The following is a 14,335-nucleotide window of genomic DNA, read 5'->3' as shown; positions in this document are numbered from 1 at the left end:
CCCTTCATACAATGGAGAAACACCATGAAGATCCTTATCGTAGGCGCAACAGGCCTGATCGGCGGCGCAGTAGCAGATGCACTTTCTGCCAACCATGACATCATCAATGCGGGCTACAGTGATGGCGATGTGAAAGTCGACCTCGGTTCCAAAGCCTCCATTGAGGCGATGTTCAAGTCCATCGACACCGTCGACGCGGTGGTCAGCACTGCAGGTCTGGCCGGATTCGCGCCCTTCAACGATCTGGATGATGCCGCTTACGACCTTGCGCTTGGCAACAAAGTGATGGGGCAGATCAACCTTGTTCGTGTTGGCCAGAACCACATCAGCGACGGCGGCTCGTTCACGCTGACAGCGGGCATTTTGTCCCGAGAACCGATGCCTGGCTCCGTCGTGATCAGCTTGGCAAACGGCGCGTTGGAGTCATTTGCGAAAGCCACGGCGCTAGAACTTGATCGTGGATTGCGAGTCAACACGGTTAGCCCGGTCTTTGTCAAAGAGACCATGGAAAAGATGGGTATGGACCCGAGTTCCGGTCTGTCCGCATCAGACACCGCCAAGGCCTATGTTGCTGCCATAGAGGGCTGCATGAATGGCGAAACGCTGGATGCGCCTGACTACGCATAGCCTATCATACCTCACAAGATCAGCACTCTAGGCTAACCCATAATACCTTCTCGGGCGATTCTGCGGAGAGCCGGGTGAAACGTTTAACTAAACTGGTTTTTTTGTTCAAACCTGCCATTCAGGTTCCAACACCGTATGGCAGGTTTGTCCGCGTGCCCAACCTTGGACTTGCATCAATCTGATGACCGGAATGCGGGACGAAGCCGCCTTTTGCTCACACGGCTATTGCTGACGCAGAAACTCCTCGCAGGCGCGGCACGCAGTTTATTGCGTCGCAGAAGACTGCCCGATTGCGGTCATTCAATGGTGTAAAATTCAGCCAATTCCAAACCGCCTTTTCGCTGCAGCTGGGGCCGACAATCGGGGAGCGGACATTTCAGCCGTTCCGCTATTTCTTCCAAATGACTGGTTCCAGAAATCTTGACTAGCTAGCTGTAAGGATTTTGCCAAACTGGCTTCGCGAGTTTTCCACCATCTTGCTATCTATGTCGAAATTGACAATGACCTGTTTGCTGGTGTTCAAAAGTCCGATTTCAGCAAGCTATTCAACTTCACCCGCATCATTGAACTGGGCAGCTACCATTGTGTCATATGCGCTGTTTATGTCTTCTTTTAGGGCTGCAACCGCGCGATCTGTATCATCTTTCAGGATACCATCGACGATCTCTTGATGCTGTTCATTGGAAATTTTGTAGTGCCCAAATGTCTGCAGCAAGTGGAAGTAGGGATTAATACGCAGCCAGATATTACTGACAATCTCTAGTAGGGTATCAGATCCTGCCTGTCGATAGATGGTAAAGTGAAAGTTATAGTTGGCGTGAATGAAGCCTTTGACTTCTCCTGCACGTTCGGCGGCAATCATGGCGTTCAGCTTGTCCTGGATATCGCGCTTGAACTCTGCGCTGGTGTTCGCGATCGCCCAGCGAATGCAAAGCGTTTCCAGTTCCAGCCGCACGTTTCGCAGATCGGTAAAGACCGTCTTGTCGAGCTTCGGAACCCCTATAGATCGCCCCGAGACAACGGTAAGCGCGCCAGCAGCCATCAGGCGGGTTGTCGCCTCACGCACGGGCATCGGGCTTACATCAAATGCCTTGGCGATACTGGCGACTGTAATCGATTCTCCGGGCGCCAGGTTTCCCTCCAGAATCAACTGGCAGAGCTGCTGATACACTTCAGTTTGAAGCGTTTTGCGTTGCACAGGTTTGACGGTGTTCAGGCCGGATTTCATTCATGAGGTCCTTCAGATGCTGATTTCTTTTAGCCTTCAGTTTGTGGTTTTTAAAGATCATTGACTTTTGATCAAAGATCAATAATCAATATGATGCGTTAATAATAAAATTTACCGGAAAAGGGAGGAATCATGCTTGGATATAGGAAAGGGGCAGCCAGATGGGTTGCGGCATTGGGGTTGTCTGCGCTAAGCGCAACGGCCGCTGTTGCCGAAGAGAAATACGATGTCTATCTGTCGATGAGCTATATCGGCAATGACTGGCAGGCAGAGGCCGCCAATATGGTCAAGGCACTGGCATCGCATTCCAACTATGCGGATCGGGTCAATTTGCAGGTACAGGTAGCGGGACCAAATGCACAACGTCAAATCCAGCAGATCAACGCGATGGTACAGGCTGGTGCCGATGCCATCGTGGTTTACCCGATTTCACCAACTGCGCTGAACAACGTGGTCAAGAATGCCTGCGACAAGGGTGTTGTAATCATCGCCTATGACGGTGAGATTTCCGAACCCTGCGCCCTGAATGTCACGATTGATCAGCTTGAAGCAGGTCGCGTGACGGCGGAATGGCTGGTCGAGAAAATGGGGGGCGAAGGGGACGTTGTGATGATCACAGGTGTGCCTGGAACATCCGTGGATGCGGCGCGTACCGCCGCTGCGAAAGAGGTGTTCGATCAGCACGAGGGGATCAACGTCGTTGGTGAAGCCGTCGGCATGTGGAGCCAGGCTGTCGCGCGTACCGAAATGTCCAAGATACTGGCCACCCGCGATTGGGGTGACATCGATGGGCTTTGGATGCAGGTCGGGTGCTTCACGGCCAATGCCATGCAAATGGAGGCTGGGATTGCCGCCGACAGTCTGTTGCCTTGTGCGGGAGAGGGATCAAACGGTGGGCGTGTCCAGATGCTGCCCGCAGGATCCGAAGTTGAAGGTGCCGGTGGGCCCTATGCTCCCTTGAGCGCGCCACGGATTTCCTATGCCTCGCCGCCTTACTCAGGTGCCTTGGCGCTGAAGCTGGCTGTTGACAAGCTGGACGGCAAAGACGTGCCAGACCTGACCACACTCCCGCTGCCAATCGTGACCAGCGAAACGATTCAGCTGTGTGAAACCGGGTCCTGGGAAGAACAGAAGGCTGGCTGCAATGCATTCCTGCCATCATTGGTTTCGAACCCCGGCTGGTTCGCGTCGATCTTCTCGGAAGAGCTGCCCGAGGTCGGTTTGAACGCAGCCCTTGTCGGTCAACCTGAACCATAGGGTCGAAAACTTGAAAAATACCTGCGCCCGGCCATGCTATTTGCCGGGCGCAAATATCGACCGTTTGGGGAAGGCGAAATGTCCGAAGCCACCAGTGCTCCTTTCATAGAAGTCAAGAATGTCAGCAAGGCCTACGGTCCGACGATTGCCAATGACAACATATCTTTCAATGTGACTCGCGGCAGTGTGCACGCGGTGCTGGGAGAAAACGGCGCGGGCAAATCGACAACCATGAAGCTGTTGTCGGGACTGATCAGGCCCGATAGCGGCACAATCCGGATCGATGGCGGTGAAGTGTCCTTGAAGTCCCCCAGAGACGCGCATGCGGTGGGCATTCAGACCGCCTTTCAGGAGCTGACCTTGATCCCGGACCTCAGCGTTCTGGACAATATGCTGTTGCCAAAATCCGCAACAAATGCCCTGTCGTTGCTGAAACGAACCGAGGCGGCCCGTGCGGTATCAGATCACTTCAGCCAGTTGGGGCTGGTTGTTGATCTTGACGCCGAAGTGGGTGATCTGGATCTGGCCACCCGTCAAAAAATAGAAATTGCCCGCGTTCTCTATCGTGACCCGGAAATTCTTCTGCTGGACGAGCCGACATCAGCCCTGACCGGAGAAGATGTCGATTGGTTGGGCCAGGTCATCGCGGACGCCAAGTCGCGCGGTGTGACGGTCCTGTTCATATCGCACCGGATGCCCGAGGTGCGGGCCTTCTGCGACACGCTGAGCATTCTGCGTAACGGTCGCCATGTAAAATCTGCGCGGGTGGATGAGATTTCGGATAACGAAATTCTGGAACTGATCATTGGCCGCTCGATCGAAAGCACATTCCCTGCTCGAAACGCCTCATTCGGCAAAGATAGCGAACCGGTACTGGAGGCACAAAACCTGTCGGCAGGCAACAAACTGAGCGACATCAGCTTTGGGCTGCATGCCGGTCAGATCATTGGTGTGGCCGGGCTTCAGGGGATGGGGCAAAAGGATCTTTTTGCGGCCCTGTTTGGCGAAATCCCGATTGACGCAGGCGAGATTCGGGTTGATGGCCACGCTGTCTATCTTGGTTCTCCCGCAGATGCCTTGCATCCCTCCGTTGCAATTGGGCTGGTGCCCGAAGAACGAAAAACCGAAGGCCTGTTCCTGACACTCACGGGCAGACAAAACGCAAGCCTTCCAGTGGTTGATCGTTTCCGAGGCAAGTTCCTGCTTGACCATGATGCCGAGGCAAAGGCAACAGCGGCAACTTTTGCTGCTGTGGAGGTAGACGCCCGTGCGCAATACCTGCCGGTCAGCGCGTTTTCGGGCGGTAATCAGCAAAAGATCGCGATTGCCAAATGGCTGGTGGCACAGAGCCGGATCTTGCTGCTTTTCGACCCGACGCGCGGCATCGACGTGGGCACGAAGCACCAGCTTTACGAACTGATGAGCGAGTTTGTCGCGGCCGGCGGTGCCATCCTGTTCCATTCCACCGAAATCCCCGAGCTGGTGCATATGTCTGACCGGGTGGGCGTGCTCTACGAAGGGCGCATGACAACCTGGCTTGAGCCTGAAGAGATCACGGAGACCAATATTCTGCAGGCTGCCCTTGGTGCCACGAAGCAGCCAGATGGGGTCGCCGCATGAGTGGTGCGGACATCACTTTGACAGCGTCAACTGCGCGCAAAACGCGGGCCCGGCGAAGCCTCGCGCGTAATCGGCCCGTGCTGGTGGCCTTGGCCGTGTTGGCGGTGTTGCTGGCCCTGACCAGCGCCATCAGCCCTTATCCACTGTCCTATTTCGATGTGTCCTTCTTGGCCAGCGGCGGTGCGACAACTGCACTGGCCGCGATGGGGCAAACGCTGGTGATCCTGTCCGGTGGCTTCGACCTTTCGGCGGGGGCCGTGGTGTCGCTGGTCAATGCGGTGCTTGCCAGTCAGATGGATCCCACGAATTTTGAAGCTTCGGTACCTCTATGGACAGCTGTCGGTATCGGTGTGGGCATGTGCGTGGGGGCGTTCAACGGCTTTTTCATCGCGTTCATGCGGCTGCAGCCCATCGTGGTTACCCTGGCGACGATGTTTATCATCCAGGGGCTGACCCTGCTGGTTCTGAGCAAGCCGGGTGGGTTTGTCTCCCCGTCCATCGGGGCGGCTTACATGGGCGATGCCATCCCCAATCTGCTGCCAGCATCCGTGGTGCTGATCGGGGTGGTGATCCTGTTTTGGCTGTGGCTCAAACGAACGCCTTTTGGTCTCGCGCTTTATGCCGTGGGCAGTGATCCCGAGGCGGCGGCAGCAACCGGGCTTCGCACCAATTGGGTTGTCTTCTTTACCTATGTTCTGGCGGGCGGTCTTTACGGGCTTGCGGGTGTCTTCGTCAGTGCGCAGACCGGATCGGGTGATCCTCTTGTCGGAAACTCCCTGCTGCTGCCCACCTTCGCCGCTGTCGTGATCGGCGGCACAAGACTGGGTGGTGGAAAGGGGGGATTGGTCGGGACAGTCTTTGGCGCCTACATTCTGATGATTGTCGTCAACATCCTGTTGTCGCTCAATGTGTCAGCCTATTACGCCACGATCGCGGAAAGTGCTGTTCTGATGCTGGCGGTTCTGGCGGGGTCACTTTCCGCCAATAGCCCGCTGGCGCACAAATTGCGTGGCGCAAGAGACTACTTGTCAGCAAGGCGAAAGGGTATGTTGGTGTCTCAACGGCCCAAGGCCGACAACCGGCTGATCTTTGCGACAGGCGCAGCAACACCGGACACGACACTGCCAAGCTTCTGGGTCCGCAACAGCGTCATGCTGCGATATACGCTGCCTGCCTTTGCCTGCCTACTGATCGTCCTGATCTTGACGCAGGTGGTGCTTGGCAATGTCTTCACCAGCTTTCGCTACTGGGACGCCTTGTTGGTGCTGTCCTCCTTCCTTGCCATACTTGCGCTTGGTCAGGGGGCGGTCATTCTGACAGGCGGGCTTGATCTGTCCGTTCCCTGGACAATTGGCCTGTCGGGCATTCTGGTGGCGGGCATTGTTCACGGAAGCAATGGCGCATTGATCTATGCAGTGCCCATCGTGATGGCCGTCGCTGTGCTGATCGGCTTTCTGAATGGGTTGGGCGTTGTGGCTCTGGGACTGTCGCCCATTGTTGTCACACTCGCCATGAACGGCTTGCTGCAAGGGGCCGCACTTATCTATTCGAACGGTACGCCGGATGGGTTTGCCGCACCGGCACTGCGTTGGGTGATGACCGGAGAGGTCTTTGGCCTTACCCCAATCATTCCGCTGCTTGCAGTGTTTGTGACCATTGCGGTGCTGTTGCTAAGCCGCACTGCCTTCGGGCGTCGGGTCTATGCCATTGGCAATAGCGAAACTGCGGCGCGGTTGTCGGGTGTCAAAACCGCCAGAACCCTGATCCAGGTCTATATTCTGTCCGCCCTCTGCGCCGCTATCGTGGGCATTCTTCTGACAGGGTTTTCGGGTCAGGCGAGCCTTGGGATGGGGGATGACTACCTCTTGCCGTCAATCGCCGTTGTGGTCGTCGGCGGTGCACTGATCACCGGCGGGCGGGGCCACTACATCGGCATGTTTGGCGGCGCTCTGCTGCTGACCGCCATGCAAACCCTGCTTGCGGGCACAACATTGCCCTTCGCCTTCCGGTCCGTGTTTTTTGGCCTCGTTATCCTGGCCGCCGTCATCGCCCTGCGCGAAAAGAGGAGCCACTAGCCATGTCAGAAAACGAAAGCATTCAACTGCCAGGGTTAAAGGGACAGCGGGTGGTCGTGACCGCTGGCGCAAATGGCATCGGATTGGCCATCGCGCGCGTGCTTCATGCCCAGGGCGCACGCCTTGCGATTTGCGATGTAGACGAGGCTGCGCTTGCCAGAGCCAAAGCAGAACTTGGGGGTTGCCTGGCCTGCGTCACGGATGTCTCTGATCCCGATGCGGTCGATGCCTTCTTCGCGGATGTTGAAAAGACGCTTGGCGGGCTTGATGCACTGATCAACAATGCGGGCATCGCAGGTCCGACCGGTGGGGTCGAGGACATCGCGGTCAACGACTGGAAACGCTGCATTGATATCTGTCTGACAGGCCAGTTTCTGTGTGCCCGCGCGGCTGTGCCCATGCTCAAGACAGCGGGGGGTGGGTCCATTGTCGGCATGTCCTCGGCGGCTGGCAAACACGGCTATGCTTACCGTACGCCTTATTCCTCGGCCAAATTTGGCGTCATCGGACTGGTGGAAAGCCTTGCCAAGGAACTTGGCCCTCACAACATCCGCGTCAATGCGATCCTGCCCGGTATTGTGGCCGGGCCGCGCATGGAGGGCGTCATCCGCGACCGTGCAACCGCAACCGGTGTCAGCTACGAGGAGATGGAATTGGATTATCTGCAAAAGATATCGATGCGCCGCATGGTGACAATGGATGATGTGGCCCACACGGTTGCCTTCCTGCTTTCAGACGCGGGCACAAACCTGTCCGGCCAATCGCTGGCTGTTGACGGCAATGTCGAGACGCTTTGATCATGGCAAGAGTTGTGATCATAGGATGCGGTCTGATCGGACGGGCCTGGACGATCAGTTTCCTGCGCGGGGGGCACGATGTTGTCATATGGGATCCCGAACCCGCAGCCATGAAAAACCTGCGCGACAGCCTTGCGGCAACCTTTGACGACTTGCGCGATCATGATCTGTTGAGTGAGCCAACCGAGCTCCTTTTGTCGAGGCTGACCCTGGGCGAAACACTGGAGCAGGCCATCACCGATGCCCGCCACGTGCAGGAGAACACACCAGAGGTTCTGGACAGCAAGCGGGCAATTTTTGCCCGACTTGAGGCTGCTGCCGGGCCGGATACCGTACTGGCAAGCTCGACCTCGGGACTTTTGCCATCTGCGATTTTCGAAGGGCTAGAAACCGCTGATCGCTGTCTGATCGCCCATCCGATCAACCCGCCTTTTCTGGTGCCTGCTGTCGAGATCGTGCCCGGGCCCGGCACCCGTTCGGATGTCGTTCAACGTACTGCCGATCTGCTGTCTTCACTTGGGCAGGCGCCAATTGTGATGAAGAAAGAAGTTGACGGTTTTCTGATGAACCGCCTTCAGGGTGCCTTGCTGAACGAGGCATTCCGGCTGGTCGCCGAAGGCTATGCCAGTGCCGAGGATGTCGATATTGGTATTCGAGACGGGCTCGCCCTGCGATGGGCTTTCATGGGGCCATTTGAAACAATTGATCTGAACGCACCGGGCGGGGTGCGTGACTATGTCGACCGCTACGCAGGGATGTATCGCCAGATCACCGAAGGGGCTGCACCTGTTCCGGATTGGACCAGCGTCGTTCTGGATGAAGTTGAAACAGACCGCCGCGCATGCCTGAAGATCGAAGACCTGCCCGAACGGCAAGCCTGGCGTGATCGTCGTTTGATGGCGCTGGTCGAGCACAAGAACAAAGTGAACAGGGGAGATGGAGCATGAGCACAGCAACGACCCAGAACGGCAAGGTGATCATCACCTGTGCCGTGACCGGTGCGATCCATACACCGAGCATGACACCGCATCTGCCGATCACGCCGGATGAGATTGCCAGCGAAGCGATTGCCGCGGCCGAAGCGGGCGCGTCAATCCTTCACCTGCATGCCCGCAATCCCGAAACCGGTCAGCCCGATCAGACGCCCGAGGCCTTCGCGCCATTTCTGCCTCGGGTCAAACAGGGCACCAATGCTGTCATCAACATCACCACCGGCGGCAGCCCCTACATGACGGTGAAGGAACGTGTCAGCCCGGCGGCTACATATCAGCCCGAAGTTGCCTCGCTCAACATGGGGTCGATGAATTTCGGGCTGTTTCCCTTGCTGAACAAATACAAGGATTTCAAGTTCGACTGGGAGCGCGCGCATCTGGAAGGCTCACGCGATCTGGTCTTTCGCAACTCTTTTCAGGACATCGAATATGTGCTGGAGACCTGTTATGGCAACGGCACACGGTTTGAATTTGAATGCTACGACATCTCGCATCTTTATAACCTCGCCCATTTCGCAGATCGCGGATTGGTCAAGGCACCGTTCTTTGTGCAGTCGGTATTTGGCCTGTTGGGGGGTATTGGACCTCACCCCGAGGACGTCATGCATATGAAACGTACCGCTGACCGGTTGTTTGGCGATGACTTCCGTTGGTCGGTTCTGGGGGCCGGTTCCAACCAGTTCCGTATTGCAGCACAGGCTGCCGCCCTTGGCGGCAATGTCCGCGTAGGCCTCGAAGACAGCATCTGGGCCGGAAAGGGTGAGCTTGCCACTTCGAATGCCGTTCAGGTCAAGAAAGCTCGTCAGATTATCGAAGGCCTGGGGCTGGCCATCGCCACGCCTGACGAGGCACGCGAAATTCTGTCGCTGAAAGGCGGCGATCAGGTGGCTTTCTGAGCCCCGGAAAACAGGAGGAAATGAACATGCGGATCGAAGTTCTGCTGGACGTGAAAACCACACTTGGCGAGGGCCCGGTCTGGGATGTTGAACAGCAAAGGCTCTATTTCATCGACTCGATGGATGGCCGGGTGTTCCGTTGCACCGCGAATGGCACGGAAATCCGGGCCTGGGACGTGCCGGGCAAGATCGGGTCAATGGCGTTGCGCAAGGATGGCGAGGGCGCGATCGTCAGTCTTCAGGGCGGGTTTCACCGGCTGGACTTCAACACGGGCGATTGCGAGCTGTTTCATGATCCTGAACCGAACATGCCCGCCAACCGCCTGAACGATGGCAAAGTCGACCGGCGCGGACGGTTTTTTGCAGGCTCCATGGATACGATGGAAGAAGGGCCATCGGGTGCGCTTTACCGTGTTGATCCCGACTTCAGTGTAACCAAGGTGGATGATGGCATCATATGCTCAAACGGCCCGTGTTTCAGCCCCGATGACAAGACGTTCTATTTTCAGGACACCTGGACAGGTGAAATCTGGGCCTACGACTATGAAATTGAAACCGGTGCGGTTTCAAACCGGCGCACATTTGCCAAGGTAGACGGCAGCAATGGCGGGGCGGCGGACGGGTCAACCGTTGATGCCGAAGGCTATCTTTGGAACGCGCTGGTTTATGATGGAAAGCTGCTGCGTTTTACCCCTGATGGCAACCTCGACCGCGTCATTGACATGCCGGTAAAGAAGGTCACCAGCGTGAATTTCGGAGGTCCGGACATGGATATTCTTTTTGTCACATCGATGGCCAAACCACCGTTGCCACGCTTTCCCGGTGACGGTGTGCAACGAGGTAGCCTCTTCGCGATCTACGGATTGGGTGTAAAAGGTATGCCAGAGCCAAGATTTGGCGCCTGATTGCCCCTCTGAATCCCTGATCAATCTCCCGCAAATCTGTAGCCTCGAAGTTTCCTGTTTATGAAAAGCCGACATTAAGCTTCGGTGCAGCATTGGTCATTTGGGCTCAGTCGTTGAATCCGCGACCCCTTGCTGGAATGCCCGCTGTCAGGTAGCGAACGACACGTGATAATCACGATAGTTCGGGAAACCCTTCCGATTGCAGATGTTTCGCCGGATTGCGTGGGGACTTGGCGAATGGCCGGACTCAGAGCACCTTGGAAACTGGAATCTCCGCACAGGCATTGGGCGGGAGAGAGCCCTCTTTGACAATTTCTGCAACCTGTACGAACGTCTGAGATGGTGCGCATATCATGACTACCAGAACACCGTAGCCACGCCAGAAGATCTATGGAGTAGGGCGGTACGCAAGTCCGGTGCGCGTCGAGGATTGGAGTTATCCCGGTTTGATAGACGGGGTGATAGTTTAAATATCGTTGAATTTATTGGCGCCAGCTTTCTATTTGGTGGTGCCACGCCCTAACCCATTCTATGCTCCTGACCGGTCTGGAGTGCCATTTGCGACACTGAACTGCTACCTAGCTGACTTGGATTCCCATAGGGTGGTTCATGTCTTGCCGTTGCGCTCGAATGCTTCTCATGCTATTTTAAGTTGTATTATTTTAATGACCTTAGAGTGTTAGAGGCGATCCACCATGAAAATAATCCTTGTTACATTCGCCATTTTGTTACCGTTCGGCCAGTACAGCATACCGCCCGTGGGCGGAGACGGCGCGGTTCAAAACTGCAATCCCAAGCTCTACCGGTGCTGACAGCGACATCTAGTGTCTTTGAGGTTCTTTTCCTGTCGCGGGAGCAGCCGAAATGGGCGATTGCGAGGGCATAAGTTGCTACCTTGAGCAGCTTCGAGTGTTGGTAAAAGGGTTTGCGCAGAACACCGGCATCAACACCTTCTGGTTATATTTTATCATTGGGGCAGTAGCACTTTTGCTATTTTCCCGGGATCGGCTGGACCGATCGCTGAAACAACGAGACAAAGCCGGCGATGGTTCCGATGGTCAACCCCTTCCCTCCGGTGAGAATCACGATTTCGAAGCCTTCGTACGGACCTTTCGTCCATCCGAGATCTGCATCTCGCGAGCGTTCAGGCGGGCTTGGATATCCTATGCGGTAATTCTGGTGGCGCTCTATTCCGCAGCCAGCTTCATAATTGCGCTGATGGCCGGAGTGATGACTTGGGAGCAGGCGATCGCAGGTCTGTCGGGCAATGACCAAGCCCAGACCACCATAGCTTCCGGCCAGCCGCAGACACGGGTGGCGTTCCTGAGCACCTTCGAAGTGTCCGAGATCGAAAGCGAGGCCACAGCCGAGGCCGTGGCGCCCAAGCAGACCCAAGACATCGCGGAATGGCCCTTGCTGGTCGCGCTGATGGTGGTCGGGCTGATCCCGGCGATCCCGGGGGTGGCGCGGATCGAGCACGGCATCCGGAATTTCTCGCTGGAGCTGGCAGGGATTCCGCGTGATGTGGTCGATCTGTGGAAACAACTGGGCGGCACGCCGATGCTGCCCGACCCGGCGGATCAGCGTGAGGTGCTGCTGGCGGCGCTGTCCAATGGCCGGGGGGCGGTGATCGACAGCGCGCTAAACTTTGCCGGGCGGTTCTTGGGCGAAGCAGAGACGGCCGCAGCCCGCGATGACCTGGCGCTGGCTTTTCTGTTCTTGGACTGGACCAGCGGCGACAAGCCCTGGCCGGATAAAGAGATCCAGACGCTATACAGCCGGGGCGATTTGGAGGACATCGCTCAGTCGGTGTCCGAGATCGAGAAGGATCTGCGCCATTTTGTGGCGGTGAATACGCTGATCGAGCGCAAGGCAGGTGCCACGGCGGTGCCGACCGGATGGAACGATCCGGGGGTTCGGTTTCGGGGGCCAGGTTTCACCCCGCCGGTGGACGGGGAGATCGAGGGGATCGATCTGCAGGGACGCTGGGCTGATCTGAGCGGGCGTGCGGCAAAGGTCGCCGATCAGGTCCGAGCCAAGGTCGCGCTTTATGCCGAGCGGGTGGACGTTCTGCGCAAGGACGGCCTGCTGGTCCATCTCTACGACTGGATCGAGCGGGCCAAGGCGGTGACGGTCAACTCGGACGGCGGCGAGTCGAGGCGGTCACACCATACCGGGGTGGTGCTGCTTTGCACCTTGATCTATGCCCTCTTCGGGGTTTTCGTGCCGTTCGTGTCGGATTACTTCAGCGGCGCCCCGGCACCGGACGAGCCTGCGGTCAGCCGGGTGCTACGCTATACTTGGACCAAAGGCTTTCCCTGGGCGATGGAGGCACTGGCCTGCTTTTTGGCGGCGAGTTTGGCGGTTAAATCGCTACGCGATACCCCGGCGTTGCGGCTGGACTGGCGGCGGTTTCGCACATCGGGCTGGGGATGGGACTATGCCAAGCTGGCGCTGACCACCGCGGTGGTGGCGGTCTTCCTGATCCTTCTGGCGAACTGGTTGGCGCAATTCGCATCGGTCAGCGCCGAGAACCGGTTCACCGCCCGGACCCTGCCCTGGCTGCTCTTGGACCCAAGGTACTGGTTCAACGGGTTGCATCTGGCGGCGCTGACGGCGAGCTCGGTCGTGCTGGCCCTCGTGGTGGCGCTGATCTCGGATCTGCACGACCAATCCCGCTCAATACCGCGGCTCTTGATAGTCACGGGAGGAGGACTGATGGCGTTGGCGGTGTTTAAGTTCTTGGAGTTCGCGGTGCCTGTGATGCCCTTGTTGCTGAACGATGCGGTGCCGCTGAATGACTACTTTGGTGCGGGCGAGCGCTATGAGTTGATGGCATTCGTGATTGTCGCCTCAATTTGGGTTTATCAACGGGCGAGGGCGCGCGATGGGTGAGAGCAGGCTTTGGCGGCTGGGATTGTCCCTTGTATTGGGGCTTTGGGCGCAGGGGGCGAAGGCGCAGGACAGCCTGAGGGTTGGGGTGCGGGTCGATGCCGCGCCCTTCGCCTATAAGACACCTGAGGGCGAATATGCCGGCTTTGTTTTCGAGCTCTGCACCTATGCGCTGAAAGCAGCGCGCTTGGACTACACCGCGCAGGATGCCAATGTCGACAGGCGGCTACCTGGTCTGATCAGAGTTGAAGGCCGGCCGCGTGAATACGATGTCCTATGCGATCCAACCTCAATCACGCTGAGCCGCGCCCGCGACTATGTCCTCTCGGCGCCGGTCTTCGTCTCGGGTGGGTCCTTCCTGCACTCGGGGAAAGCGGATCAGGCGCTGCTGGGGGAGGCGAACAGGACACTGGAGGTCCGACCGGCGGTGGCGGTCGATGGCGCGCGATTCGAGACAAGAAGCACTTACGCTCTAGAGTCGACCCCGCAAACCAATGTGCCCGACTGCACGGAACTGCCCGAGGGCGCGATCATCGGCGCGCGGCTGGGCTATGTCCGGGAAACCACCGGGCGAAAAGTGATCGACCGAGCATGGTCCTCAGGCGCGCCGCCGATCCATCTGGCGCATTTCCAGACGATCTGCGCCAAGCCGTATCCTTCCCATGCCGATGCGGTGGAGGCGCTGTGCAGGGGCGACGAGATTAGCTATCACTTCGGCGACCGCGATATCATAGACTATTACCGGCGCAAAATACTCGAGACCGATCCCTCCTGCGACGCCACCACCCACGACCTATCCTTCACCTCAGAACCCTATGCAATTGTAATTTCGCCCGAACTCGACCCCAAGATAGCGCGTAGTATCACAGCGGGTGTGCTCGAGGCATTGGGTTCGGGAGTGAAGACCGAGAATGACCCCGAACAGGTTGTCGCCCTGCCTAACTATCTGTTCGCAAAATACTTTCCCGACCGGCGTATGTCCGAAGCATTGCACCAACTATATACAGTGATGCGTGTGCCAGAGTAACTGTGTAAAGTTAGCAGTA

The 14,335-nt window shown here is 57.3% G+C and carries 11 protein-coding genes; 10 read left to right on the top strand and 1 reads right to left on the bottom strand.

The window, feature by feature from the left end:
* Positions 1-24 precede the first annotated feature (24 nt).
* Positions 25-627 carry a short chain dehydrogenase gene (locus tag Q1B27_RS11860; RefSeq protein WP_085799195.1) on the top strand — a complete coding sequence of 201 codons (603 nt, stop codon included), beginning with the start codon at positions 25-27 and terminating at the stop codon, positions 625-627.
* Between the two features lie 541 nt (positions 628-1,168).
* Here Q1B27_RS11860 and Q1B27_RS11855 read toward each other — a convergent pair.
* Positions 1,169-1,855, bottom strand: a complete 687-nt coding sequence (locus Q1B27_RS11855) for a GntR family transcriptional regulator (RefSeq protein WP_299847772.1) — start codon at positions 1,853-1,855, stop codon at positions 1,169-1,171.
* A 132-nt stretch (positions 1,856-1,987) separates the two neighbouring features.
* Between Q1B27_RS11855 and Q1B27_RS11850 the strand changes: the two genes are divergently transcribed.
* The 9 genes from Q1B27_RS11850 to Q1B27_RS11810 all read left to right on the top strand — a co-directional run bounded on the left by Q1B27_RS11850 (position 1,988) and on the right by Q1B27_RS11810 (position 14,316).
* Entirely contained in the window at positions 1,988-3,112 is a 1,125-nt protein-coding gene (locus tag Q1B27_RS11850) for a sugar ABC transporter substrate-binding protein (protein WP_299847770.1), read from the top strand.
* Between the two features lie 78 nt (positions 3,113-3,190).
* On the top strand, positions 3,191-4,732 hold the full coding sequence (locus Q1B27_RS11845; RefSeq protein ID WP_299847768.1) for a sugar ABC transporter ATP-binding protein: 1,542 nt from the start codon (positions 3,191-3,193) through the stop codon (positions 4,730-4,732).
* Positions 4,729-6,807 (top strand): ABC transporter permease, encoded by a 2,079-nt coding sequence (locus Q1B27_RS11840; RefSeq protein WP_299847766.1) that lies wholly within the window; start codon positions 4,729-4,731, stop codon positions 6,805-6,807. The genes Q1B27_RS11845 and Q1B27_RS11840 overlap by 4 nt, the downstream gene beginning before the upstream one ends.
* A gap of 2 nt (positions 6,808-6,809) precedes the next feature.
* A complete protein-coding gene (locus Q1B27_RS11835) occupies positions 6,810-7,604 on the top strand; it encodes an SDR family oxidoreductase (protein ID WP_299847764.1) in 795 nt (264 codons plus the stop codon).
* 2 nt (positions 7,605-7,606) lie between these two features.
* A complete protein-coding gene (locus tag Q1B27_RS11830) occupies positions 7,607-8,551 on the top strand; it encodes a 3-hydroxyacyl-CoA dehydrogenase (protein ID WP_299847762.1) in 945 nt (314 codons plus the stop codon).
* Positions 8,548-9,492, top strand: coding sequence for a 3-keto-5-aminohexanoate cleavage protein (locus tag Q1B27_RS11825; protein ID WP_299847760.1), 945 nt, complete (start codon positions 8,548-8,550; stop codon positions 9,490-9,492). Before Q1B27_RS11830 ends, Q1B27_RS11825 begins: the two co-directional genes overlap by 4 nt.
* A 26-nt stretch (positions 9,493-9,518) precedes the next feature.
* On the top strand, positions 9,519-10,397 hold the full coding sequence (locus Q1B27_RS11820) for an SMP-30/gluconolactonase/LRE family protein (RefSeq protein WP_299847758.1): 879 nt from the start codon (positions 9,519-9,521) through the stop codon (positions 10,395-10,397).
* 864 nt (positions 10,398-11,261) lie between these two features.
* Positions 11,262-13,292, top strand: a complete 2,031-nt coding sequence (locus Q1B27_RS11815) for a hypothetical protein (RefSeq protein WP_299847756.1) — start codon at positions 11,262-11,264, stop codon at positions 13,290-13,292.
* On the top strand, positions 13,285-14,316 hold the full coding sequence (locus Q1B27_RS11810; RefSeq protein ID WP_299847754.1) for an ABC transporter substrate-binding protein: 1,032 nt from the start codon (positions 13,285-13,287) through the stop codon (positions 14,314-14,316). The genes Q1B27_RS11815 and Q1B27_RS11810 overlap by 8 nt, the downstream gene beginning before the upstream one ends.
* Positions 14,317-14,335 lie beyond the last annotated feature (19 nt).

The organism is uncultured Roseovarius sp. (assembly GCF_947489715.1).
Lineage (GTDB): Bacteria > Pseudomonadota > Alphaproteobacteria > Rhodobacterales > Rhodobacteraceae > Roseovarius.
Note: the sequence above shows the minus strand (reverse complement) of the source record. Positions and strands in the feature narration are given on the sequence as shown.

Bases quoted from the DNA above. Each gene is read 5' to 3' on its own strand.
- Q1B27_RS11860 (WP_085799195.1), top strand. From the start codon at position 25: ATGAAGATCCTTATCGTAGGCGCAACAGGCCTGATCGGCGGCGCAGTA.
- Q1B27_RS11855 (WP_299847772.1), bottom strand. From the start codon at position 1,855: ATGAAATCCGGCCTGAACACCGTCAAACCTGTGCAACGCAAAACGCTT.
- Q1B27_RS11850 (WP_299847770.1), top strand. From the start codon at position 1,988: ATGCTTGGATATAGGAAAGGGGCAGCCAGATGGGTTGCGGCATTGGGG.
- Q1B27_RS11845 (WP_299847768.1), top strand. From the start codon at position 3,191: ATGTCCGAAGCCACCAGTGCTCCTTTCATAGAAGTCAAGAATGTCAGC.
- Q1B27_RS11840 (WP_299847766.1), top strand. From the start codon at position 4,729: ATGAGTGGTGCGGACATCACTTTGACAGCGTCAACTGCGCGCAAAACG.
- Q1B27_RS11835 (WP_299847764.1), top strand. From the start codon at position 6,810: ATGTCAGAAAACGAAAGCATTCAACTGCCAGGGTTAAAGGGACAGCGG.
- Q1B27_RS11830 (WP_299847762.1), top strand. From the start codon at position 7,607: ATGGCAAGAGTTGTGATCATAGGATGCGGTCTGATCGGACGGGCCTGG.
- Q1B27_RS11825 (WP_299847760.1), top strand. From the start codon at position 8,548: ATGAGCACAGCAACGACCCAGAACGGCAAGGTGATCATCACCTGTGCC.
- Q1B27_RS11820 (WP_299847758.1), top strand. From the start codon at position 9,519: ATGCGGATCGAAGTTCTGCTGGACGTGAAAACCACACTTGGCGAGGGC.
- Q1B27_RS11815 (WP_299847756.1), top strand. From the start codon at position 11,262: ATGGGCGATTGCGAGGGCATAAGTTGCTACCTTGAGCAGCTTCGAGTG.
- Q1B27_RS11810 (WP_299847754.1), top strand. From the start codon at position 13,285: ATGGGTGAGAGCAGGCTTTGGCGGCTGGGATTGTCCCTTGTATTGGGG.